General features: G+C 69.7%; 17 protein-coding genes, 1 tRNA gene, 1 pseudogene and 1 riboswitch. Of the genes and pseudogenes, 11 read left to right on the forward strand and 8 right to left on the reverse strand.

Annotated features, from left to right (window positions below; translation table 11 throughout):
- Positions 1 to 23 precede the first annotated feature (23 nt).
- Positions 24 to 118: riboswitch (TPP riboswitch) on the forward strand.
- Together ACX28W_RS10545 and thiD are read left to right on the forward strand one after the other, a co-directional pair.
- On the forward strand, positions 108 to 1,502 hold the full coding sequence (locus tag ACX28W_RS10545) for a purine-cytosine permease family protein (protein WP_458998620.1): 1,395 nt from the start codon (positions 108 to 110) through the stop codon (positions 1,500 to 1,502). Its footprint overlaps the riboswitch before it by 11 nt.
- A gap of 58 nt (positions 1,503 to 1,560) precedes the next feature.
- The gene (thiD, locus tag ACX28W_RS10550) at positions 1,561 to 2,373 is read left to right on the forward strand and encodes a bifunctional hydroxymethylpyrimidine kinase/phosphomethylpyrimidine kinase (RefSeq protein WP_458998621.1); all 813 of its coding nucleotides are present in this window, start codon (positions 1,561 to 1,563) and stop codon (positions 2,371 to 2,373) included.
- A 325-nt stretch (positions 2,374 to 2,698) separates the two neighbouring features.
- Here the strand turns inward: thiD and ACX28W_RS10555 are convergent.
- Positions 2,699 to 2,987 (reverse strand): annotated as a pseudogene (locus tag ACX28W_RS10555) (hypothetical protein); the annotation flags it as partial.
- A 282-nt stretch (positions 2,988 to 3,269) separates the two neighbouring features.
- Between ACX28W_RS10555 and ACX28W_RS10560 the strand changes: the two are divergent.
- Positions 3,270 to 3,494, forward strand: coding sequence for a hypothetical protein (locus ACX28W_RS10560; RefSeq protein ID WP_362076362.1), 225 nt, complete (start codon positions 3,270 to 3,272; stop codon positions 3,492 to 3,494).
- A gap of 55 nt (positions 3,495 to 3,549) precedes the next feature.
- On the opposite strand, the gene ACX28W_RS10565 is transcribed toward ACX28W_RS10560, so the two are convergent.
- The gene (locus ACX28W_RS10565; RefSeq protein ID WP_458998622.1) at positions 3,550 to 4,074 is read right to left on the reverse strand and encodes a hypothetical protein; all 525 of its coding nucleotides are present in this window, start codon (positions 4,072 to 4,074) and stop codon (positions 3,550 to 3,552) included.
- A gap of 483 nt (positions 4,075 to 4,557) precedes the next feature.
- Between ACX28W_RS10565 and ACX28W_RS10570 the strand changes: the two genes are divergently transcribed.
- From ACX28W_RS10570 to ACX28W_RS10580, 3 genes are all read left to right on the forward strand, one after another.
- Positions 4,558 to 5,325, forward strand: a complete 768-nt coding sequence (locus ACX28W_RS10570) for an NPP1 family protein (protein ID WP_458998623.1) — start codon at positions 4,558 to 4,560, stop codon at positions 5,323 to 5,325.
- Between the two features lie 315 nt (positions 5,326 to 5,640).
- Positions 5,641 to 7,035 carry a hypothetical protein gene (locus ACX28W_RS10575; protein WP_458998737.1) on the forward strand — a complete coding sequence of 465 codons (1,395 nt, stop codon included), beginning with the start codon at positions 5,641 to 5,643 and terminating at the stop codon, positions 7,033 to 7,035.
- A 243-nt stretch (positions 7,036 to 7,278) separates the two neighbouring features.
- Positions 7,279 to 7,352 (forward strand) — tRNA-Pro (locus ACX28W_RS10580).
- A 66-nt stretch (positions 7,353 to 7,418) separates the two neighbouring features.
- On the opposite strand, the gene ACX28W_RS10585 is transcribed toward ACX28W_RS10580, so the two are convergent.
- Entirely contained in the window at positions 7,419 to 8,456 is a 1,038-nt protein-coding gene (locus ACX28W_RS10585; protein ID WP_458998624.1) for a LacI family DNA-binding transcriptional regulator, read from the reverse strand.
- Between the two features lie 218 nt (positions 8,457 to 8,674).
- On the opposite strand from ACX28W_RS10585, the gene ACX28W_RS10590 reads away from it, so the two are divergent.
- A complete protein-coding gene (locus ACX28W_RS10590; RefSeq protein ID WP_458998625.1) occupies positions 8,675 to 8,878 on the forward strand; it encodes a hypothetical protein in 204 nt (67 codons plus the stop codon).
- A 160-nt stretch (positions 8,879 to 9,038) separates the two neighbouring features.
- Here the strand turns inward: ACX28W_RS10590 and ACX28W_RS10595 are convergent, their stop codons facing one another.
- From ACX28W_RS10595 to ACX28W_RS10605, 3 genes are all read right to left on the reverse strand, one after another.
- Positions 9,039 to 11,258, reverse strand: a complete 2,220-nt coding sequence (locus ACX28W_RS10595) for an NADP-dependent isocitrate dehydrogenase (RefSeq protein WP_458998626.1) — start codon at positions 11,256 to 11,258, stop codon at positions 9,039 to 9,041.
- A 204-nt stretch (positions 11,259 to 11,462) separates the two neighbouring features.
- Complete coding sequence (locus tag ACX28W_RS10600; RefSeq protein ID WP_458998627.1) at positions 11,463 to 12,548, reverse strand: mechanosensitive ion channel family protein; 1,086 nt, start codon at positions 12,546 to 12,548, stop codon at positions 11,463 to 11,465.
- A gap of 248 nt (positions 12,549 to 12,796) precedes the next feature.
- Positions 12,797 to 13,696 carry a lysylphosphatidylglycerol synthase transmembrane domain-containing protein gene (locus tag ACX28W_RS10605; protein WP_458998628.1) on the reverse strand — a complete coding sequence of 300 codons (900 nt, stop codon included), beginning with the start codon at positions 13,694 to 13,696 and terminating at the stop codon, positions 12,797 to 12,799.
- 288 nt (positions 13,697 to 13,984) lie between these two features.
- Here ACX28W_RS10605 and ACX28W_RS10610 point away from each other — a divergent pair, with 288 nt between their 5' ends.
- Positions 13,985 to 15,907 carry an ABC transporter ATP-binding protein gene (locus ACX28W_RS10610; protein ID WP_458998738.1) on the forward strand — a complete coding sequence of 641 codons (1,923 nt, stop codon included), beginning with the start codon at positions 13,985 to 13,987 and terminating at the stop codon, positions 15,905 to 15,907.
- Positions 15,908 to 16,860: 953 nt separating this feature from the next.
- Here the strand turns inward: ACX28W_RS10610 and ACX28W_RS10615 are convergent.
- A complete protein-coding gene (locus ACX28W_RS10615; protein ID WP_458998629.1) occupies positions 16,861 to 17,928 on the reverse strand; it encodes a S1 family peptidase in 1,068 nt (355 codons plus the stop codon).
- 570 nt (positions 17,929 to 18,498) lie between these two features.
- Positions 18,499 to 18,684, reverse strand: coding sequence for a DUF6192 family protein (locus ACX28W_RS10620; protein ID WP_458998630.1), 186 nt, complete (start codon positions 18,682 to 18,684; stop codon positions 18,499 to 18,501).
- A 493-nt stretch (positions 18,685 to 19,177) separates the two neighbouring features.
- Here ACX28W_RS10620 and ACX28W_RS10625 point away from each other — a divergent pair, with 493 nt between their 5' ends.
- The 3 genes from ACX28W_RS10625 (at position 19,178) to ACX28W_RS10635 (ending at position 23,890) form a co-directional block, all read left to right on the forward strand.
- Positions 19,178 to 20,200 carry a LacI family DNA-binding transcriptional regulator gene (locus ACX28W_RS10625; protein ID WP_458998631.1) on the forward strand — a complete coding sequence of 341 codons (1,023 nt, stop codon included), beginning with the start codon at positions 19,178 to 19,180 and terminating at the stop codon, positions 20,198 to 20,200.
- A gap of 243 nt (positions 20,201 to 20,443) precedes the next feature.
- The gene (locus ACX28W_RS10630) at positions 20,444 to 21,571 is read left to right on the forward strand and encodes a GH12 family glycosyl hydrolase domain-containing protein (RefSeq protein WP_458998632.1); all 1,128 of its coding nucleotides are present in this window, start codon (positions 20,444 to 20,446) and stop codon (positions 21,569 to 21,571) included.
- A 111-nt stretch (positions 21,572 to 21,682) separates the two neighbouring features.
- Positions 21,683 to 23,890, forward strand: a complete 2,208-nt coding sequence (locus tag ACX28W_RS10635; protein ID WP_458998633.1) for a glycoside hydrolase family 3 N-terminal domain-containing protein — start codon at positions 21,683 to 21,685, stop codon at positions 23,888 to 23,890.
- The last annotated feature ends 85 nt before the right edge of the window (positions 23,891 to 23,975 follow it).

Raw genomic sequence — 23,975 nt, forward strand, 5'->3', positions numbered from 1 at the left:
CGGACCGGGCTATCCTGACCGCCGAACCGGACACGGGGTGCCCCGCACGAGGGCTGAGATCACACCCGTTGAACCTGAACCAGTTAGGACTGGCGGAGGGATGTCTCATGTCGTTGCCGTATGCCCGTGGTGAGGTGGCCGTCGGGGGCCCGCAAGGCGTTTTCGACGGGCGGATGCCCGCCGCACCCGGTGATCTGCGCGTAGAGGCGCGCGGAATCGCCCCGGTGCCGGAGGACCATCGCTACGGAAGCCCCGGCCGCCTGTTCACCGTCTGGTTCGCCCCCAACCTGACCATGACCGGCGTGTTCACCGGCACCGTCGGCATCGCCCTCGGCCTGGACTTCTCGACCGCGCTCGTCGCCGTCGTCCTCGGTACCTTGCTGGGCGCCGTGCCAACCGCGTATCTGGGCACCTGGGGCAGCCAGACCGGCGCGGGACAGCTGCCGCTCGCCCGGCTGGCGTTCGGGCGGGCCGTGGTGGTGCCGGGCGCCCTGCAATGGCTGTCCTCCATCGCCTGGGACGCGCTGATCGGCCTCTTCGGCGGGGACGCCCTGGCCCAGCTGTGCGGCTGGCCGTTCTGGCTGGGCGTCCTGGTCATGATGGCGGCACAGGGGGCGCTCGGCGTCCTCGGGTACGAGGCGATCCACCGGCTCCAGACCGTGATGACCTTCGCCCTCGCCGCCGCCTTCGCCGCCCTGTCGGTGAAGCTCCTGGACGGCGCCCACCCCGCTGCCGCCGCCACCGTGCACGGCGCCGACCAGGCCGGGGCCTTCGTCCTGACCTGCACCATCGCGCTCAGTCTGGCGCTGTCGTGGGCGCCGTACGCCAGCGACTTCAGCCGCTATCTGCCCCGCACGTCGTCCCGCCCGCGCATGTTCTGGTGCACCCTCCTCGGCATCGGCGTGTCCTTCGTGGCCGTCCAGGCGCTCGGCCTGTGGGGTGCGTCCGTCTTCACCGACCAGACGGCCCGGGGCGTCGACACACTGCTAGGCGGCGGCGCGCTCGGAGCCTTCGGCCTGCTCGCCGTGGCGCTCGCCGCCCTGAGCAGCAACGCCGTGAACGACTACAGCGGCTCGCTCGCGCTGCAGACCATGGGGGTGCGTGTGCCGCGTCCGCTCGCCGCCGCGCTGGCCGCCGCACTCGGCTTCCCGCTCGTGCTGTGGATGCACGCCGCCGACACCACGAGCCGCTTCCAGAACGTCCTGCTGCTCGTCGGTTACTGGATCCCCGGATTCGTCGCGATCGTCGCCGTCGACTGGCTCCTGCGGGCCAGGGCCCGCGGCGGCGCACCGGTCGACCTGCCCACCGAGAGCGCGCGACCACAGCCGTGGTGGCCCGCGCTGGTGGCGTTCGTCGTCGCCTTCGCCGCCGCGGTGCCCTTCATGAGCACCAGCCTGTACGTCGGCCCGGTCGCGCAGGCCCTGCACGGCGCCGACCTCGCCTACGGGGTGGCGTTCGTGGTGGCCCTGGCGGTGTACGCCCCGCTGCGTGCGCGCCACTGACCCGCACCCTTCATCCCCCTCGTCCCCCTCACCCCCTCCCGTACGGAGTGACACCACCATGCCCCCGATGACGCCCGCCGCCCCGCCCCGTGTCCTCACCATCGCCGGATCGGACTCCGGCGGCGGCGCGGGTATCCAGGCCGACCTCAAGACGATGCTCGCGCTGGGAGCGCACGGCATGAGCGTGGTGACCGCCGTCACCGCGCAGAACTCCCTTGGTGTGCAAGGTGCTTGGGAACTTCCGGCCGCGGTGGTGCGCGCGCAGTACCGCAGTGTCGTGGACGACATCGGGGTGCAGGCCGTGAAGACCGGCATGCTCGCCTCGCCCCTGATCGTCGAGACCGTCGCCGAGCTGTTGTCGGACGTGACCGCTCCCGTGGTGGTGGACCCGGTGAGCGTCTCCAAGCACGGCGACCGGCTGCTCGCGGACGACGCGCTGGACGCCGTACGGACCGTCCTGCTTCCGGTCGCGACGGTGGCGACACCGAATCTCGACGAGACGGCCGAGCTCACGGGGATCGAGGTGACGAGCGAGGAGGGCATGGGCCGCGCCGCGCGGCGGCTCCTGTCGTACGGGCCCCGCTGGGTCCTCGTGAAGGGCGGCCACCTGCCCGGCGCGGCCGTCGACCTGCTGACGGACGGGGTCGACCAGCACTGGTTCCGGGCGCCGCGCCACGACAACCGCCATACACACGGCACCGGTTGCACCCTGGCCTCGGCCATCGCGGTGGAGCTGGCACGGGGGCGGGAGGTACCGGAGGCGGTGCGGCTGGCGAAGGACTACGTCACGGGCGCGATAGCGGCGGGATTCGCCCTCGGTTCCGGTCTCGGACCGGTCGACCACGGCTGGCGGACACGCGCACAGCATTGACCCCGAGCCTCGGGTCGATCTTGTGGACGACTTCGGCGCTGAGCAGCGACACTTTGTCGGAGCCCAGGTAGGTGAGGGACTTCTTGTCGAAGACCCACACGTCGCGGTCGTCGCGGTCCTTGAAACTCAGGCCGATGCCGGGGCGTCCCACGACGTCCTTGGCGTTCTCGACCACCCTGACCCCCGGGATCTTGGCCGCGGCGCGGTAGAGCGCGGCGTCCACCTCGGGAAGGAGTGTCGCGGTGCCGAGCATGTCGCCGATCGTCTCCAGCGCCTGGCCCCGATTGATCGAGCCCTCGTCGGCCGTGTCGGCGTAGAACTTCTTGAGCAGCAACCGATAGCTGACCTGGTCGGCGAGCAAACCGCCCACCGGCGCCCCCACCGCAACCATCCCCCGGTTGAACGAGCGGATCGTGGCGTTCATCCGCCCCCGCAGCCGGTCGGGCGTCACCGACTGGCGACAGCGCGTAGACCACGAAGACCGTGCTCACGGTGTTGAACAGGAGCATCGCGTGCGAGGTCAGTGCGATGGACGCCAGAGTCCGATGCCGGTAGACCCAGGCCACCCCCTCACGCAGTTCGTGACCGAGGCTGCGCCGCGCGCCCTGCGGAGGCGGTCCAAAAGCGTATGTACCCAGGGACATCCACCAGGCGCGGCACGATCGAACCGTACCAGCGGAGCACCCCCGCACCGCAGTTGTTCAGCAGGACGAGACAGCGCGCACGAGGTGCGCCAGAAATCGAACACGTGATTGAATCCTCTTGCCCGTGGGGATCCCGTCGCAGGGCTCGCGACGGGAGGAGAGACGGCAACGAGGACGGGAAGGAGACGGAGAAGGCATGAACGTTCACACAGTCGGGATGCAGGCCCGGACCGGACAGGCGAGGCTGGAACCATGTCCGAACCGTTGCCTGTGATCGTGGCCCCGCCGGCGGAGACCGGCGGGCGCCGAGTACGTGTGCACGGAGAGAACCTCGGGTTGGCCTACAACCTCGAGGACCTGTCCGAGTTCCTGCGTCGCGCGGGTCTGGACGTGGACCCCGTGACCGCGGCGGTGTCCCCACTGATCGACTGGCGCGGCATCGGCCCGGAGTACTGGGGACCCGAAACGGGCGCTTGAGGCCGCCCACGCCGTCCCCGCGCTTCCGTACGGACGCCTGCCCTTGCCGGATCGTTCAGTTTCCGCAACCCGTGGAGACGCGGACCTTGTTGGACCAGGTGTTGGTGGTGACGTCGAGGACCATCAGGGTGGAGTTCCGCGCGTAGCCGTAGGCTGTGCAGTCCAGCAGGCCCGTCGTGACGTCGAAGCCGCCGCCGGGGCGCCCCCAGACGGTGCGCGCGGTGGCCGTCTTGTACCAGCTGGGAATGCCCGGGATGCGGGAGTCCTTGTAGAGGAGCATCTTCACCTGGCCGCCCTTGCTGAAACTCTGGCCGTGCAGGGTGATGCCGTAGACGCCGATCGTGCTCGGGCTGCGGGTGGCCCAGGCGTACGGGTTGTAGCCGTACGCCTTGCCCTCCACCGAGGACAGCCCGTTGGGCGAGGCCGTCTTGGTGCTGGTGGAGCGGACGGCGGTGTCCGCGTTCCCCGCGCACGCGGTGGTCGTGGCGATCACCGCGGTGGCGAGCAGACCGGCGAGTCCGAGCGCGGTGGCGCGTCGGCCGGAGCTGGATGCGGGTGCGGACGCAGATGTAGTGCGCATGATGGTTTCCCCCTGGAATCTGTTGGCCGCAACCCCCGTGGGCGGCCAACGTCCTGAGGGACTCCGATGGGCGAACTGCGGTTGCGGCGACGCGGGGACGGGGCGGACACCAAGGCGTCGCGGCGCCTCGGGCCCAGCCGACCGGTGCGCGAAAAATGCAGCTCACCGGCGTGATCCGAGAGGTGGACAGCGCGGCGATGCCCACTCGGGAAGCGTAGGGGCAACGGACTCTGCGGCCGGGGAGCCGTTCCCGCGGGGGAAGTAACCGAACTGGGCTCTCTGCCGTAGTCCGGTGTGCGCGCAGGGCGGTCACCCGCCCCCACCCAACTGCGCATCGTCCAACTCGCCCAATTCTTCCCTTGGCTGACCCTTCATCACGGCGTCACCTCCCGACGCTTGCGTTGTCGACGAAGTGGGAAAAGGTGATCCGGGCATGCCAATCCGGCCGCCCGTGCCCACATCGCGGTCGATCAAGGGGACGTAGTGACGAGAAGTTCGCGCATCCGCAAGGTCTCGCTCATCCTCGGCAGCGCCGTCGCGCTGGTCGTGGCCTTTCCGGGGAGCGCGCTCGCCGCGCCGCCCACGGCCCTGCCCGCCAACGCGGACGGACTTGAGCAGACGTTCCAGCCGGCCTTCGACTACGACACGGACGGCTGCTACTCCAGTCCCGCGATCGGCCCCGACGGGACGGTCAACGGCGGCCTCAATCCGTCCGGTGCCCTCAACGGCCAGTGCCGCGACGCCTCGGACCTCGACAACACCAACGGCTACTCACGCGAGAAGTGCAACAACGGCTGGTGCGCGATCATGTACGGCCTCTACTTCGAGAAGGACCAGGCCGTGGCCGGCAGTGGCCTCGGCGGGCACCGCCACGACTGGGAGCACGTCGTGGTCTGGGTGCAGAACGACGTTGCCCAGTATGTCTCCACCTCCGCCCACGGCAATTTCAACATCTACGGCCGTGACCAGATCCGTTGGGACGGGACGCACCCGAAGATCGTCTACCACAAGGACGGTCTGAGCACGCACTGCTTCCGCCCCGCGAACACCAACGACGAGCCGCCGGAGAACCACGACCACGTATGGCAGTTCCCCGCCCTGGTCGGCTGGAACGGCTACCCCGCGGGCCTGCGCGACAAGCTGAGCCAATACAACTTCGGCAGTGCCGTGTTCGGGCTCAAGGACGGGAACTTCAACAACCACTTGGTGAAGGCCAAGCCGGCCGGTATTCCCTTCGACCCCAACGCCTGACGGGGAGCCGGGAGGGGCGGGGCGGCGCCGTCGTCGTCCGGCCCCTCCCGGCCTGTCGGTCTGCCCGGCGAGTCCTCGTTCATCGATCCGACGGATCGTCAATTACCAGGTAATTCCGGCCAGTTGATACTGGTATCCAACTGCTCTTGGCCCGTGGGCGTGGCGTACGTCACCCTCAGGGGGAGCGGGAATGTGAAGCAGGCCTTCATGACTCCATGGCATGCTCACATCTAGTTACTCGCTGGTAATTCCTTGCCGCCCCCACCCCCCTCAGGACTGATCTTGCGTATCCGCAAGCGGCCCTTGCGCGCCGTCATGCCCGCGCTCGCCGCATCCGCCCTTTTCCTCGCCGCCGGTTGCTCCGCAGACCCCGGCCCGCGCTCCTCCTCCGCCGTCGAACAAACCCCGGACGCCGACACCTCGGCCGCCGCGACCGCGGACAGCGGCCAACCGCTCGCCGTCGCCGCCGCGCCCGAGCCGGCAGCCACCTCGACCGCCGTGGCGCGGCCCGGTGCGGCCGGCGGGAAGGCCCGCAAGACCGCGCTCAAGGTGGCGTCGTACGACAGCAGAACCCGACGAGCCGTCATATCCGCTGTGGACAAGGGGACGTCGCCGTCTCCCACCTCCGGAAGTTCCTCGGCGCCGAGCCGAACCGCCGTCGGAGATGTCATCGCCAGCGCCCCCGCGCCCGGCGCTCCCGACGGACTCCTCGCCGAGGTCACCAAGGTGATCGGCGACGCCGATGGCGGCACCGAGGTCCAGACCGCGCCGGCGACCCTGAACGCGCTGCTCGGCGACGACGAGGCGAAGGGCACCGTCCCCGTCGATCCCGCGTCCTTCGACGTGGAGCGGCTGCTGCCCGACGTGAAGGTCTCCTGGACGAGGACGGGAGACATCCACTCGGGTCCCGAGGGTGCGAAGGTCCCCCTCGGCAGCCTGCGGGTCGATGTCGCCGCGCAGGTCGGCACGGCCGAGGGGGCACCGGCCTCGGCGGCGGCCTCCGTATCCGGCTTCGTCCAGGTCAAGCCCGAGGTCGACTTCTCCTACGGCGGCGACTCCACAGGATCCGGACCGGCGGCGGCCTACCTCGGTGTCTCCGGCGACTGGACCTCGCAGTGGGCACTCAAGGGGCGCGCCGCCGCCTCCACCAAGCCGGTGCGAGTGCCGTTCGCAAAGCTGCACGCCGACCCCGTCCTTCAGGTCGGCCCCATTCCCGTCGTCGTGAACCTCGACCTGACCTGCTACTTCGAGATCAACGGCGACGGACGCGTCACCGTCGACATCGAGCAGGACCTCAAGGGCGACTTCAAGGCGGGCGGCACCTTCGGCCTGACCAAGGGCTGGACACCGGTCAACGAGTCGCACATGGAGAGCACTCCGGTACGCACCTCCGTCACCGCGGCCGGAAGTGTGAAGGCAGCCCTCGGCGCGCAGGCCACCGTCGGTCTGTACGGCACCGTGGGCGTCACCGCCGACCTGGCCCCCTATCTGCGCGGGGAGGCCGCCGGCACGGTCGACGTCACCTCCCCGGTCGGCTCCGACACGAAGACCGACGTCGAAGCGACAGGCGCCTGGGCCGTCTACGGCGGCATCGACCTGAGCGGCACCCTGCAGATCCAGCTGTCCATATTCGGCACGCCCGTCTTCCAGCACAGCATCCCGCTGGGCACGTTGCACCGGGAGTGGAAGCTCGCCGACGGCAAGGCATAGCTACGGGGAGAGCGGCTGCTCCTGAGGTCGGGGCGGCGTTCCCTGTACGGCGGCACCCAGGACTCGACGGCCTTCTCGACCTCGTCCAGCGAGGCGCCGTAGAACAGTTGGCCGACGCACTGCGCACCGCGGCGGCCGAACTGAGCACACCGACCCGGTGACCTCCTCGTGTGCAGGTCCTCCCCTGCGCGTGAGGTAGTGTTTACCTGCACGATCACGCGGGTGACCGCAGGTGAGACGCATCGGGACGTGGCGCAGCTTGGTAGCGCACTTGACTGGGGGTCAAGGGGTCGCAGGTTCAAATCCTGTCGTCCCGACGGTGCGAAGGGTCTTCGCAGGTGAAAGCCTGTGAGGGCCCTTTTTGCATAGGTCGTTTCCCCTCTTCACTCCGGGGGAGGAGCAGTGGTCCGGCGCGGCACCAGCGTGGGGGAGAGCTTGACCTGGACCGGGGCCTTTTGACGGTCGGCGATGCGCTCCAGGAGGAGGCGCGCGGCGTTCTCGCCGATCTCGTGGCCTGCCTGGTCGACGCTGGTGAGTGAAATCGGACCGAAGGAGGCGAACGTCGTGTTGTCGTAGCCGGCCACCGACATGTCACCGGGCACGGACAACCCGGCTTCGGTGAGCGCCTCCAGCACACCCATGGCAACGATGTCCGCACCGGCGAAGACAGCCGTAGGCCGGCGCGGGCGCGCGAGCAGTTCCTTGACGCCGTCGTACCCGCCCTGCTGGGTGTACGTGGTGGAGACGATGTCGATCTCCTCCGCGAGGCCGAGGGATCGCATGGCACGCCGGTAGCCGTCGGCGCGCTGGGCGTTGGGCATCTCCGCGATGCGCGTCGGGTCGGTTTCGTGGTGCTCGATGTGGGCGATCCGGCGGTGGCCGAGGTCGGCGAGGTGGCCGACGACCAAGGACGCGCCCGCCACGTCGTCGTCCGTCACGGTGTCGTACACCGGGGAATGCCCATGGCGGCCGATGACGACGGTCGGTACGACTGAGGCCACGTGCTCGAGATGGGCGCGCGGTGACACGGGCGCGATCAGGACGATGCCGTCCATTCCCCGGTCGATCATGGCCTCGGTGACTCTCGCCTCCTCCATCTCCCCATTGCAGCCTGGGCCCAGGAAGACCTGGTAATCGGTGTCCGCGAGCCGCCCGGTGATCCCGTCGAGGATCTCGGGGAAGAAGGGGTTGCGGATGTCGGGCAGCATCACCCCGATGGTGTACGTCTGCCCACGGAGGCCTCTGGCCCCCGCGTGCGGCCGGTAGCCGAGCTCGTCGATCGACCGGCGCACCTTCGCGCGCATCTCGGGGCTGGCTCCGTAGGCGTTGCGCAGCACCTTGGAGACAGCGGTGGTGGACACCTGGGCGTGACGTGCCACGTCGACGATCGTGACGCGGCGAGGTGGTGCTGGCGGCTCCATCCCGGTGCCCTCCGGTGAAGTGGGGAACGTTGCCGCAGAGTGTACGGACGGAGCCGCAGCTCAGTAAGGCGCAGTAAGCAGACCTGAGCCACATCCAGCAAGTCGTCGGGGGGATGGAAGGCGTCACCGCCGTAACACTTGCGCAGCTCGCGCGGCATCTTGACGTCACGCGGAGTGCTCTCTAGGGTCTGGCAGCACCCAGTGGGCAACGTTACCCATTGGATCGCATCCCTGGACGCCCTTACCGGGTCTCCGACCACATCCCCAAGACAGCGCCGTACTACCACATGAGCTACGACGACAACTCCGCCAGCTGGTTCAACCGCTACGCGCGCAGCTTCGGCGGCACCATCGCCGGCGGCACGTCCGAGATCCAGCGCACGATCATCGCCGGGCGTGTGCTCGGCCTGCCCCGTGGCTGAGGAGCCACCGTGCGGATCCGGTACGAGACGCAGGACCGCGTCGCGACCCTCACCCGGAATCGGACCGAAGGAGCCGGCGGCGGCGCCGCAACACCACCGCCCCGGCCGGAAGATCCGGCCGGGGCGGTGCAGTCGGGGCCCGCTGGGCGCCGACGGTAGGTCAGGCGAGGGTCGCGAGCGCTTCGTTCCAGGTCGTCGACGGGCGCATGACCGCCGCGGACTTGGCGGGGTCGGGCTGGTAGTAGCCGCCGATGTCGGCGGGCTTGCCCTGGACCGCGAGCAGTTCGCCGACGATCGTCTGCTCCTGCGCGGTGAGCGTCTCGGCGAGCGGGGCGAACGCCTTGGCGAGGTCCGCGTCGTCGGTCTGCTTGGCCAGCTCCTGCGCCCAGTAGAGGCCCAGGTAGAAGTGGCTGCCGCGGTTGTCGATGCCACCGACGCGACGGGTCGGCGACTTGTCCTCGTTGAGGAAGGTCGCCGTCGCACGGTCGAGGGTGTCGGCCAGGACCTGGGCGCGCGCGTTGCCCGTGGTCTGCGCGAGGTGCTCGAAGCTGGCCGCGAGGGCGAAGAACTCGCCCAGGCTGTCCCAGCGCAGGTAGTTCTCCTTGACCAGCTGCTGGACGTGCTTCGGGGCGGAGCCGCCGGCGCCCGTCTCGAACAGGCCGCCGCCCGCCATCAGCGGAACGACCGACAGCATCTTGGCGCTGGTGCCCAGCTCCAGGATCGGGAACAGGTCGGTCAGGTAGTCACGCAGCACGTTGCCGGTGACCGAGATCGTGTTCAGGCCCTTGCGGATGCGCTCCAGCGAGAACTTCGTCGCCTCGACCGGGGAGAGGATCTTGATCTCCAGGCCCTCGGTGTCGTGCTCCGGCAGGTACGCGTTGACCTTCTCGATGAGCTGCGCGTCGTGGGCGCGGGTCTCGTCCAGCCAGAACACCGCCGGGTCGCCGGTGGCGCGGGCGCGGGTGACGGCGAGCTTGACCCAGTCCTTGATCGGGTCGTCCTTGGTCTGGCAGGCGCGGAAGATGTCGCCCGCGCCGACGGCCTGCTCCAGGACCACGTTGCCGGCCTGGTCGACGAGGCGGACCGTGCCGGTGGTGGGGATCTCGAAGGTCTTGTCGTGGCTGCCGTACTCCTCGGCCTTCTGCGCCATCAGACCGACGTTCGGCACCGAGCCCATCGTGGACGGGTCGAAGGCGCCGTGGGCACGGCAGTCGTCGAGGACGACCTGGTAGACACCGGAGTAGCTGCTGTCCGGGAGGACCGCGAGGGTGTCGGCCTCCTGGCCGTCGGGGCCCCACATGTGGCCCGACGTGCGGATCATCGCCGGCATGGAGGCGTCGACGATGACATCGGACGGGACGTGCAGGTTGGTGATGCCCTTGTCCGAGTCGACCATCGCGAGGGCCGGGCCCTCGGCGAGCTCGGCGTCGAAGGACGCCTTGATCTCGGCGCCCTCGGGCAGCGCCTCCAGGCCCTTGAAGATGCCGCCCAGACCGTCGTTCGGGGTCAGACCGGCGGCGGCGAACGTCTCGCCGTACTTCGCGAACGTCTTCGGGAAGAAGGCGCGCACGACATGGCCGAAGATGATCGGGTCGGAGACCTTCATCATCGTGGCCTTGAGGTGCACGGAGAACAGCACGTCCTCGGCCTTGGCACGGGCGATCTGTGCCGTGAGGAACTCGCGCAGCGGCGCGACGTGCATGACGGACGCGTCCACGACCTCGCCCGCGAGGACGGGTACGGACTCGCGCAGCACGGTGGTGGAGCCGTCGTCGCCCGCCAGCTCGATACGGAGCGAGCCCGCCTCGGAGATCACCGCGGACTTCTCGGTGGAGCGGAAGTCGTCGACGCCCATGGTGGCGACGTTGGTCTTGGACTCGGGGGTCCAGGCGCCCATGCGGTGCGGGTGGGTCTTGGCGTAGTTCTTGACCGACGCGGGGGCGCGGCGGTCGGAGTTGCCCTCGCGCAGCACCGGGTTCACGGCGGAGCCCTTGACCTTGTCGTAACGGGCGCGGATGTCGCGCTCCTCGTCCGACTTCGGGTCGTCCGGGTAGGCCGGCAGTGCGTAGCCCTGCTCCTGCAGCTCGGCGACCGCGGCCTTCAGCTGCGGGATCGAGGCCGACACGTTCGGCAGCTTGATGATGTTCGCCTCGGGCGTCTTCGCCAGCTCACCGAGCTCGGCGAGGGCGTCGGGAACGCGCTGCCCCTCCTCGAGGAACTCGGGGAAGAGCGCGAGGATGCGCCCGGCCAGCGAGATGTCACGGGTCTCCACAGTGACACCCGCCTGGGAGGCGTACGCCTGGACCACCGGCAGGAACGAATACGTCGCCAGGGCCGGGGCCTCGTCAGTGTGCGTGTAAATGATGGTCGAGTCAGTCACCGGGTGCTCCGCTCCACGTCTGCAACATTGCTCGACATCAAGATATCTCGTGAGCGGTCCCGGCTCGACAGGGGTACGCCCCGGGCCGGGCGGGCAGCGGCCTTCGACCGCCCCGATCGACCGCAACCGATCGGGGCGAGTGACAGCTCCCGCGGCCGCCCCGGCCCGGCGTGGTGCGGGCATCCGGGCGCGTTTCCCCCGGCGCTACGGCTGTTTCGTGGCCTCGCGCTGATGGGGAATGCCCAGATCGAGGAGCTCCGCTCCACCCGGCTGGAGCGCCACCGTCCGTGTCGGCGCCGGAATGCGGATCCCCTCGTCGCGGTACCGCTTGTGCAGGCGTTTGATGAACTCGTGCTTGATCCGGTACTGGTCGCTGAACTCGCCCACGCCGAGGATGACGCTGAAGCTGATGCGGGAGTCGCCGAAGGTGTGGAAGCGGACGGCGGGCTCGTGGTCCGGTACGGCGCCGGTGATCTCGGTCATCGTCTCGGCGACGACCTCGGTGGTCACGCGCTCGACGTGCTCCAGGTCGCTGTCGTAGGCGACGCCGACCTGGAGGATGAGGGTCATCTGCTGCTCGGGGCGGTTGAAGTTGGTCATGTTGGTGCCCGCGAGCTGGTCGTTGGGGATGATGACCAGGTTGTTGGAGAGCTGACGTACCGTCGTGTTGCGCCAGTTGATGTCGACGACATAGCCCTCCTCTCCGCTGCTGAGGCGGATGTAGTCGCCGGGCTGCACCGTTTTCGAGGCGAGGATGTGGACGCCCGCGAAGAGGTTGGCGAGGGTGTCCTGCAGGGCGAGCGCGACGGCCAGACCACCCACACCCAGGGCCGTGAGCAGCGGGGCTATGGAGATCCCCAGCGTCTGCAGGACGACGAGGAAGCCCATCGCCAGCACCACGACCCGGGTGATGTTGACGAAGATGGTGGCCGAACCGGCGACCCCCGACCGCGACTGGGCCAGTGATCGCACCAGGCCGGTGATGAGCCGGGCCGCGGTGAGCGTCGCGACGAAGAGGAGCACCACCGTCAGGACCTTGTTGACGTTGCGCCCGACCGGAGCGGTCAGTGGAAGCACCGCGGCCGCCGCCGAGACACCCGCGGCGATCGCCCCCCAGGGAACGAGAGTTCGCAGCGCGTCGACGAGGAAGTCGTCGCCGCTCCACCGGGTGCGCGACGCGTGCTTGCCGAGCCAGCGCAGTAGCACGCGCAAGAGGAAGGCCGCCAGGAGGCCCGCGACCACGGCGATTCCGGCGACCATCAGGTCGTCCAGGGTGAGGGAGCGTTTCACCGGCAGCCTCCCGTGCGAACGAGGGGAAGGCCCGCGGGCCGGATGTGCTGTGTCGTCACTTGCCACCTGCTCGAATCCGGGAATGCACGATCACGCCCGGACACGTGTTCGTCGTCCGGGGCGACCGCTCATCCTGCCGTATTCGCGCGTACCTTCCGTACCGGGCCGCACAGTTCCGGCACCGCCGGCCGCCCGTCACCAGGCGTGCGGGGCCCCGCCGTTGACGACGGCGACGCCCGGGGTGCCGCTCAGATCACCTTCAGACGCACCAGCGCCCCCAGCGTCAGCGCCCCCGGAAGCAGCGGCAGCCACACGGTGATGATCCGGTACGCCAGCACCACCGCGGTCACCACGGCCACCGGACCGCCCGCCGCCACCAACGCGACGACCAGCGCCGCCTCCACCGAGCCGATCCCGCCCGGCGTGGGCACCACCGCGACCGCGGCCGTCGCCGCCAGGTACGCGACCGCCATGTGCATGGGCGGCACGGGCAACTGCAGCGCCTGCCCCACCGCCGTCAGTCCGGCGGCCTGCAGCAGGGGGAAGGCGAGCGATCCGCCCCACAGGGCCAGCGCGCGAGCCGGACGGGTGTGCACGGAGCGTGCCTCGCCGAGCGCGGTGCGCACGAAGGAGAACACGGCCGTGCGCAGCCGACGTACGACAAGGAGCGCCGCCGCCGCGACGCAGAGGATCAGGCCCGCGGTGAGCAGCAGGGGGCCGATCGCCCCGGCCGGGAGGAGTCCTCCGATGCGCAGCGCTCCGGGGAACGCGATGAGCAGGCCCACCAGCAGGCCCACGCGGGCGATCGACTCCGCGAGCAGATAGAGCGCGAGCGCGGCCGACGAGCGGGCGAGCGGGACGCCGCACACCGTCATGAAGCGCAGATTCACCGCGCCGGCGCCCAGGCCCGTCGGCAGCAGGTGGTTGGCCGCGCCCGCCGCGAACTGGGTGGCGAGCAGTCGGCGCGCGGGCAGCCGCTGCATGACGGCGCCCTGGCGTGTGACGGCCGCGGCGACCCAGGTCAGGCAGGTCGCGGCGGCCGCCGCGAGCAGCCATGGCCACTCGGCCCTGCGCAGATGGCCGAAGCCCTCCACGAGCACGGACCAGTGGCGCACCGCGACCACGAGCACGAGGGCGAGCGGGAGCATGCACAGGACCGTCCGGAGGGGGAAGCGCCGGAGGCGCCCCTCGGGCACTCGGGTCAGTTCCTTGGCAAAGCGAACAGCTGTCACATCGGGAGAGGTTTTCCACACCGCACCAACGTGGGGTTGCGGGCGTGGGTCCGGCGGCTGACACGTCGGGCAAGGTGAGGCAGGGGGCCGGGTCGTCGGAGCCGGGGTCCCAGGTGCCGTCATGGGTTCTTTCGTGCGCGTGGACTTCCCCCGGTGGCCATTGACCTCAACAACGCTTGAGGTCGTACGGTCACTTCCATGAGCATGGAGACCACAGCCTGGACCCAGCTGCACAGCGTCATGAACGCGCAGCAGGAGCGCCGCCCCTTCGCCCGCGCGACACTTCGCCGTATCGCCGCCTTCGCCCGTCCGCATCGCCGCAGAATCGGCCAGTTCGTGGTCCTCAGCGTGCTGACCGCATTGCTGGCCGTCGCGACGCCGGTGCTCGCCGGGCGCGTCGTCGACGCCCTCGTGTCCGGCGGCGACGAGTCCACCGTCATCCGCCTTGCCGTGCTCATCGCCCTCATCGCGCTCGCCGAGGCGGCGTTCGGGATCCTGGGCCGCTGGCTGTCGGCGACGCTCGGCGAAGGACTCATCCTCGATCTGCGGACGGCTGTGTTCGATCATGTGCAGCGCATGCCGGTCGCGTTCTTCACACGTACCCGTACGGGAGCGCTCGTCAGCCGACTCAACAACGACGTGATCGGAGCGCAGCGCGCCTTCAGCAACACCCTGTCCGGAGTCGTCGCCAATCTCGTGACGCTGCTGCTCACCCTCGCCGTCATGCTGACCCTGTCCTGGCAGATCACGCTGCTCGCGCTGGCACTGCTGCCGGTGTTCGTGGTGCCCGCGCGCCGCATGGGCAGCCGGATGGCCAAGCTCCAGCGGGAAGCCGCGAACCTGAACGCGGCCATGGGTACGCGGATGACCGAGCGATTCTCCGCGCCCGGTGCCACCCTCATCAAGCTCTTCGGACGGCCAGAGGACGAGTCCGCGCAGTTCGCGGCGCGGGCCCGGCGGGTGCGGGACATCGGGGTGCGTACGGCGATGGCGCAGTCGGCGTTCATCACGGCCCTCACGCTTGTCTCCGCCCTGGCGCTCGCGCTGGTGTACGGGCTCGGCGGCTGGTTCGCGCTGCGTGGCAGCCTGGAGCCGGGCGCCGTCGTGTCGCTGGCGCTGCTGCTCACCCGCCTGTACGCGCCGCTCACGTCGCTGGCCGGGGCGCGCGTGGAGGTCATGAGCGCCCTGGTGAGCTTCGAGCGGGTCTTCGAGGTGCTCGACCTCAAGCCGCTCATCGAGGAGAAACCGACTGCCCGCAAGGTCCCGGAGGGGCCGGCGTCCGTCGAGTTCGACGGCGTGCGCTTCGCCTACCCCTCCGCCGACAAGGTCTCGCTGGCCTCCCTGGAGGAAGTCGCCACCCTCGACACCCGCGGCGGCGCCGAGGTCCTGCGCGGCGTCTCCTTCCGCGCCGAGCCCGGCCAGACCGTCGCGCTCGTCGGCTCCTCCGGCGCCGGAAAGTCGACCATCGCACAGCTGCTGCCGCGCCTGTACGACACCGACGACGGCGTCGTCCGCATCGGCGGCGTCGATGTCCGCGACCTGAGCACCGAGTCGATGCGCGAGACCCTCGGCATGGTCACGCAGGACGGGCACCTGTTCCATGACTCGGTGCGGGCGAACCTGCTGCTGGCCCGCCCGTCCGCGACCGAGGACGACCTGTGGGACGTACTGCGCCGCGCCCGCCTGGAAGACCTCGTACGCTCCCTGCCCGACGGCCTCGACACCGTCGTCGGCGAGCGCGGCTACCGGCTCTCCGGCGGCGAGCGCCAGCGCATGACCATCGCCCGGCTGCTGCTCGCCCGCCAACGCGTCGTCATCCTCGACGAGGCCACCGCCCATCTGGACAACACCTCGGAGGCGGCCGTCCAGGAGGCGCTCGCCGAGGCCCTGGAGGGGCGGACGGCCGTGGTCATCGCGCACCGGCTGTCCACCGTGCGCTCGGCCGACGTGATCCTCGTCGTCGAGGCCGGTCGGATCGTGGAGCGGGGCACGCACGAGGAACTGCTCGCCGTGGACGGGCGGTACGCGGAGCTGTACCGGACGCAGTTCAGCAAGTCCGCGATGAACGGGGTGGCGCATGGCAGAGGCGTGACGAAAATCGCGGAGGCTCCGGAGGCGGTGGCGTAGGCACGGACCGGCGCCCGCCGTACTCTGACGGGCGTCGGCGCGTACCCGTCAGCGGGACGCGACCCTCTTCACCCACAGGAGCACCGGATCATGCTGCGCTCCATGTTCAAGAAGATCTAACACTTGGTCATCTGTGCAGGTCAGAGGCATGGTGGGGCCGCTTGGGTCAGCAAACGGTCAGCATGGGGTGCGGAGGTGTCCCAGCTTGCTGACCTGGGCGACCGCCACGGTGGGGACCTGGGCGCAGTTCCTCGCTCCCGTTCGGAAGGTTCGCTTCGTGACTCGACAGCTCGCCCGCGGTATGGGGTCCTTCTTCAAGGACTTTGGTACACCATCAACTGCCTCACGAGGCAAGACTCCTTCTGTGATCACACCCAACAAGTGACCATAGGGAAAGTGCAGTTCAGAGGCCAAGTCTGCCGGGATGTGCTTCAGCGCGACGGAACCTCTTCTCGTGACGTCGCCGGGGCGACCAGCGCGAGAGGGCTTGGCCCGGTGATGAAACCCGCAGAGCGCTCGAAGGTTGGTCTCTCGGTGGTCATCACCGGGAAGGATGTGGTCCACGTCCGTGGCTGGCTCACCACAACTCTCGCCGTACTGGTCGCGGTGAGTGCAGCGGTGTCCGTCTCGCCGTGCTGAAAAGGCATTCCCTCCTGGCAGTCGGCCGGCTCCCAGAAGGGTGGGAACGTCGGCGGCCGTTGCCTGCACCCTGCCCGTCTGCGTCAACGCCTCGTCGACCATCTCTCGAACGGGACAAGCCGGGTCAGCTCGCCCAGATGGCCGGGCGCGAAAGCCCCCGCAGCAACGACAACCTCACGAGAGATGACAGACATGGCACCCAACGGAGCTCCCGCCGAACAGTGATCTTGGTCGACACGGTTCTAGCAGGAGCTCCGTCCTCTTGCGGCCGACTTGACGCACTCGGCCCCACGCCTATCTACACGGCATTGGACCTAGTACACGCTGACGCCGTACGCGCTCAGCGCCTCCGTCACCGGCTGGAAGAAGGTCGTACCGCCGGAGGAGCAGTTGCCGCTGCCGCCGGAGGTCAGGCCGATCGCCTTGGTGCCGTCGAACAGCGCGCCGCCGGAGTCGCCGGGCTCGGCGCAGACATTGGTCTGTATGAGACCGTAGACGATGTCGCCGCCGCCGTAGTTCACCGTGGCGTTGAGGGCCTGAACGGTGCCGCTGTGGAGCCCGGTGGTGGAGCCGCTGCGCTTGACGGACTCGCCGACGTAGGCGTTGGCGGCGGAGGTGATGTCCTGGCTGGTGCCGTTGTAGAGGTTGACGGTGCCGGGGTGGGTGACGCCGGCGTTGTCGTAGCGGACGATGCCGTAGTCGTTGGTCGGGAAGCTGGAGCCGGTGGTGGGGCCGATGTAGGTGCTCAGGCCGGAGTTGGTGTACCAGTTCGGGTAGCCGTCGGTGCAGTGGCCGGCGGTCAGGAAGTAGTAGGCGCCGCTGCCGCTTTGGACGTTGAAGCCGGCGGAGCACCGCCAGCCGCCGCTGGCGTAGATCGCTGTGCCGCCGTCGAGCAGCTTCTTGAAGGTGCCGCTGACGCGCTTGAAGGTGACCGCGTCACCGTAGGAGGCGGTGGCGGACTTGAGCTTGGCGAGCTCGGCGCGCGAGACGCTGCTGTCGGCGCTCACCACGAGGGCGTTGCTCTTGGGGTCGACGACCCAGGCGGTGCCGGGTATATCGGCAGCCTTGGTGGCATCGCCGGCCTTGGCCAGCTGCGCGGAGCTGTAGGTGACGAACTTGGGCACGGCACCGGCCTCGCGGACGGCCTGCGCAGCCTTCTGCGTGGTGACGTTGACCACCGCGGCCTTGGCCTCAGCGTCGTAGTACGAACCGGCCGTCGAGGTAGTGCCGAGGGTCTTGGTGAGCTTGGCCGCGGCCTCGGGCGAGGCCTTGGCCGAGGGGGCGGCCTGGGCGGTGGGCATGGTGAGCGTCACCGCGAGGAGCCCGGACGCCACGGCGATCAGCCCGGAGCGTCTGGCGATGTGGGGGGACTTGAGCTTCACTCGTTCCTCCTGCGTGGGGAGTGGGGAGGCCGGTCAGGGCGGCACGCGAGCCCCTCTTAAGAGTTGCGTGTCCCTGACAAGTACCGAGAGGAGTATTGCGTGCCCCGCAGGCGGCGGACAAGCAACCGGAAGCAGAATTTACGCGCGTAACACGTTGGTGACGTACCTGCTTCCGAAGTCCTGAACAGCCATGACTGGTGCGGCGATTGGGCAGCCGTCAGTAAGTCCACGCCTGCCGCCCGGCCACTCGCGGACTTCATCGACGACGCCCGCGCGGGCACCGAGGCGGCGGAAGCAATGGCGGACGCGAGCATGAGCGTCATGCCTGAGGCAGAAGGTGCCACGGCGGACGCCGGGATCCGCCAACTGCTCTCTGTCTTTCTCCACGGGGGGCGCCGCTTGGCAGCTCAAGGAGCTGGGGATGGAGCGCGATGTCCTCAAACGCTGCATGGTCCTGTGGGTGAAGTAGTTGCGGCGGACCCGGCAGCGGTGGCCGGCGTGATCAGCGACAACAGGAACGAGCACGGCATCCCGCACACCGTTTCCTGTCGCGCCCTGGGCGTGAGCGAGTCATGGTCGGCCCTCTTCGCACGGCTGCTCGCCCCGCATCAGGCGGGTCCGCTCCTCATCCAGGTCGACCTGACCGGTTTCAACAGCCGTTTCCACCCACTCGCAAGTGGCCTTCACACGGTCGACGTTCTTGTGCACGGCCGCCTGTTCGTCACTGGACAACCGACGGTCTCGCAGCTGGGGCACAACCGGCCGGCCGTGGTAGCCAACCGCTGGCTGGCCCCGACCAGGTCGAGGAACTCGATCGCGTGCTCGATCCGTTTGACCGCGGGCGCAACCGGCGATTCGCGGTGGAAGGCATCCTCGAGCGGCGTGTGCGGTGCGTGGGTGGCGAAGGCGTCCCGTCCGCTTCAGTGTCTGAAATCCACCATGTCGCTTACCTGAGGAAATGGGGTTTCCTCAGTAATGCGGCTGGCGATGCCGCGTAAGTCCAGCCCGGCGCCGACCATTCACCGCCGTCCTCCGCGGCCAGGGCCCTGGGGAGAGTCGTGTTCGCGCGGGTTTGACCACGGGGCGCGAGCGCATGGGGCAGGCGGCGCGCGGCGTGGACCCCCGCTCATGGCATGACAGATCAGCTTTCCGGCCCCAAGCCCTTCAGCCGTGCGGCCCCGCCGCTGGAGAAGCCGTGTGCTCGGTTCCCTCGGGCCGTAGGATCGGTGATCTCGTGGGGGAGGTGGTCATGGGCAGGCGACGCCCTGGCACGCCGACGCTGGAGGAGGTGGCCGCCCACGCCGGAGTGGGACGGGGCACGGTCTCCCGCGTCATCAACAACGCGGCCGGTGTGAAGGAGTCGACGCGCCGGGCCGTGCAGCGAGCCATCGAGGAACTGGGCTACGTGCCCAATCTCGCTGCCCGGTCCCTGGCCGGGCAGCGGGCCGACGCCGTCGCCCTCGTCCTGACGGAGCCGGACTGGAGGCAGTTCGCGGAGCCGTTCTTCTCCGAGATCGTCCGCTCGCTCGGGGACGCGCTGGCAGACACCGGGATGCAACTGCTGCTGACCTTGGTCCGTTCGGAAGCCGAGCGGAAGCGTTTCCTCGAGTACGCGCGCGGCGGCCGGGTCGACGGAGCACTGCTGGTGTCCGTGCACGCGGGCGACCCGCTGCCGGACATGCTCGCCGAGGCCCGGTTGCCGACCGTGCTGCTGGGGCGCCGCTCGGGCGACGAGCACGTCAGTTACGTCGACGCGGACAACGTCGGCGGTGCCCGCGGCGCCGTCTCCCACCTGCTTCAACGGGGCCGCACAGCGATCGCCACCATCACCGGGCCGCTCGACATGTACGTCGCCCGGTGTCGGCTGCGCGGTTACCAAGAGGCCCTGGCGGCGGCGGGCCTGGGGGCCGAGCCGTCCTGGGTCGCCGAGAGCGACTTCACGCAGGAGAGCGGACGCCGGGCCATGGCCGCACTGATCGAACGGCACCCGGAGATCGACGGTGTCCTCGCCGCGTCGGACACCACCGCGGCGGGCGCTCTGCAGGCGCTGCGCGCGGCGGGGCGGCGGGTGCCCGAGGACGTCGCCGTGATCGGTTTCGACGACTTTCCGCTGGCTGAGCGGACCGAGCCGCGGCTGACCACGGTTCGTCAGCCGCTGGAGGAGATCGGGCGGGCCATGATCCGGCTCCTCCTCGAGGAGATGGACGAGCCCGCCTTGGCCTGGCGCCACGTCATCCTCCGTACGGAGCTGGTGGTGCGCGAGTCGTCCTGACCGCCGTCGGCCGACACAGTGGTTTGGGAGCGCTCCCGAAGCGAGGGCGCGCGACGGCGTACCGTGCGCCCCCCGCCGGCCTGGCATCCTCGAAAAGTTTCGACGGGTTCGCGTCCACTGTCTTGTCAGGGGCATGAAGCCTCCCTAGAGTCCCTGCCGAAACCGAGGAAATGGGAGCGCTCCCATTCTTGTCGCATGGGAGCGCTCCCGCACCTACTCCCCACCCCTTCGGAGAGGATCCGCATGCGACCGTCACCCCACCATGCCCGCGGCGCGCGTGGTCTGTTCGGCGCCCTGCTCACCTCGCTCGTCTCGCTGGCCGCGTTGCTGACCACTGCCTCGGTGGCACAGGCCGACACCACCATCTGCGAACCGTTCGGGTCGACGACGATCCAGGGCCGCTACGTCGTCCAGAACAACCGCTGGGGCACCAGCGAGACCCAGTGCATCACCGCCACCGACTCGGGATTCGGGGTCACCCAGGCCAACGGCTCAGTCCCCACGAACGGCGCCCCCAAGTCCTACCCGTCCGTCTACAACGGCTGCCACTACACCAACTGCTCGCCCGGCACCAACCTTCCCGCCCGGCTCAGCACCATCTCCAGCTCGCCCAGCAGCATCTCCTACGGCTACGTGAGCGACGCGGCGTACAACGCCTCGTACGACATCTGGCTCGACCCCACGCCCCGCACGGACGGCGTCAACCGGACCGAGATCATGGTCTGGTTCAACAAGGTCGGATCCATCCAGCCCATTGGCTCGCAGGTCGGCACGGCCACCGTGGCCGGGCGCCAGTGGCAGGTATGGACCGGAAACAACGGCTCCAACGACGTACTGTCCTTCGTCGCACCGTCGGCGATCACCAGCTGGAGCTTCGACGTCATGGACTTCGTCCGCCAGGCCGTCTCCCGCGGACTGGCGCAGAACGACTGGTACCTGACCAGCGTTCAGGCGGGCTTCGAGCCTTGGCAGAACGGCGCCGGCCTCGCCGTGACCTCGTTCTCCTCCACGGTCAACACCGGCGGCGGCAACCCCGGTGACCCGGGCAGCCCCACGGCCTGCAAGGTGGCCTACGCGACGAACGTCTGGGAGGGCGGCTTCACCGCCGACGTCACCGTCACCAACACCGGTTCCTCCCCTGTCAACGGCTGGAAGCTCGGGTTCACCCTGCCCGCCGGGCAGCAGATCACCAGCACCTGGAACGCCGGGGTCTCCCCGTCATCGGGAGTGGTCACGGCAAGCGGCCTCGCGTACAACGCGCAGATCACGCCCGGCGACCGGGTGTCCTTCGGCTTCCAGGGCAGCTACGCCGGCACCTTCGCCGCGCCGGCCGGCTTCAGCCTGAACGGCGCCGCCTGCACCACCGCCTGACACATCCGCTCACTCCGGGACCCGCCCGCGTTCCCCGCTGTCACGCGGGCGGGCTCCGGCCCCCGCTCGGCGCCGCCCCGCTCCCGGCCCCTCCCGGAAAGGCCCACCCGCATGCGCCTCCTGACCGCCCGCCGCGGCCCGGCGACGGCCGCCCTGGCCCTGTGCGCCGCCGCTCTGCCCCTCATCGGGCCGACCGCCGCCGTGCCGCAGCCCGCCCCCACCTCGTCCGCCGCCGGCCTTCCCTACCAGGACGCCTCCTTACCGGTGCCCGACCGCGTCGACGACCTGCTGTCGCGTATGACGCTGGACGACAAGATCGGCCAGATGACGCAGATCGAGAAGGACGCCCTCGTCCCGCAGTCCGACCTCGCCACCTACCGCATCGGGTCCGTGCTGTCTGGGGGCGACTCCACAGTCAGCCCCAACCACGCCCGCACCTGGGCCGACACCTACGACAGCCTCCAGCGCACCACGCTGACCACCCCGCTCGGCATCCCGATGATCTACGGGATCGACGCCGTGCACGGCCACAACGCGGTGCGCGGCGCCACCCTCTTCCCGCACAACATCGGCCTGGGCGCCACCCGTGACCCCGCGCTCGTCCAGCGCATCGGACAGGCAGTCGCCGAGGAGGTGTCCGGCACCGGCATCGACTGGGATTTCGCCCCCTGCCTGTGCGTGGCCCGCAACGACCGGTGGGGTCGTACCTACGAGTCGTATGGCGAGACACCGGAGCTGCCCTCCGCCATGACGACGTTCGTCACCGGCCTGCAGGGCGAGACCCTGGGTGCCGGCCCGGCCTCCGTGCTCGCCACCGCCAAGCACTACCTCGGCGACGGCGGTACCGCCGGCGGCGTGGACCAGGGCAACACCGAGTTGTCCGAGGCCGAGCTGCGGGCGATCCACCTGCCGCCGTTCAAGGAGGCGGTGCGCCGCGGCGTGGGGTCGGTGATGCTGTCGTACAGCAGCTGGAACGGCGTCAAGTCCCATGCGCACAAGTACCTGGTGACCGATGTCCTCAAGGGGGAACTGGGCTTCACCGGGTTCGTCGTCTCCGACTGGGCCGCCGTCGACCAGCTCGACGGTCAGAGCGGCTTCACCGGCGCCGAGATCAGCACGGCCGTCAATGCGGGCGTCGACATGGTGATGGTGCCGCACGACTACAAGAACTTCCTCACCCTGCTGCGTGGCGAGGTCACCGCGGGCCGGATCCCGCAGTCCCGGATCGACGACGCCAATCGCCGCGTCCTGACGAAGAAGTTCCAACTCGGGCTGTTCGAGAGACCGTTCACCGACCGGTCGTACACTGCCACGGTCGGGTCGGCCGCGCACCGGGACCTGGCCCGGCAGGCGGTGCGTGAGTCCCAGGTGCTGTTGAAGAACGACGGCGGGATCCTGCCGCTGCCCAAGCCGGCGAAGCTCTTCGTCGCCGGCAAGTCCGCCGACGACATCGGCAACCAGAGCGGGGGCTGGACCGTGGGCTGGCAGGGCCGCAGCGGCCCCGTCACCGACGGCACCACTGTCCTCCAGGGCATCCGCGCCGCCGTCACCGACCCGTCCCGGGTCACCTACGACCGCTACGGCAACGGCATCGACGCGAGCTACGGCGCCGCTGTCGCCGTCGTCGGCGAGACACCGTACGCCGAAGGCAAGGGCGACCGGCCGAACGGCATGGGGCTGGACCAGGAGGATCTGCAGACCCTCGCCCGGCTGAAGGCGAGCGGGGTGCCGGTCGTCGCGGTCCTGGTCTCCGGCCGGCCGCTCGACGTCTCCGCCCAGTTGCCCGACTGGAAGGCGCTGCTCGCCGCCTGGCTGCCCGGCACCGAGGGCGCCGGCGTCTCCGACGTCCTGTTCGGCGACTACGTCCCCACCGGCAAGCTGCCGCTGACCTGGATGAAGAGCGCCTCGCAGCAGCCGATCAACGACGGTGACGGCAAGGCTGCGCTCTTCCCGTACGGATACGGGCTGACGTACGACGACACGGACCCGGACCCTGACCCGGAGCCCACGCCGACCCCGACGCAGGGCGCGTGCACCGCGCAGTTCCGCACCGTTTCCTCCTGGCAGGGCGGCTACCAGGCGGAGGTCACAGTCAAGAACACCGGCTCCGCCGCGCTGACGGGCTGGACTGTCGACTGGGATCCGGCCGGCTCCACCATCACCAGCCTCTGGAACGGCTCACTGACCACCGCCCAGGACCGGGCCACCGTCCGCAACGCCGCCTTCAACGGCTCCCTGCTCTCCGGCGCCACCACCCCGTTCGGCTTCACCGCGAACGGCACCGCGGGCACACCGGCCCTGCACTGCACGGGCAGCTGACCGCATGTCGTCCCCCGTGCCCCACAGACCACACCCCGCAGCTCCACCCCGCACCACCTCGTACCACCGGCAGATCACCCACGAG

It is taken from the genome of Streptomyces sp. SD15 (assembly GCF_054462255.1).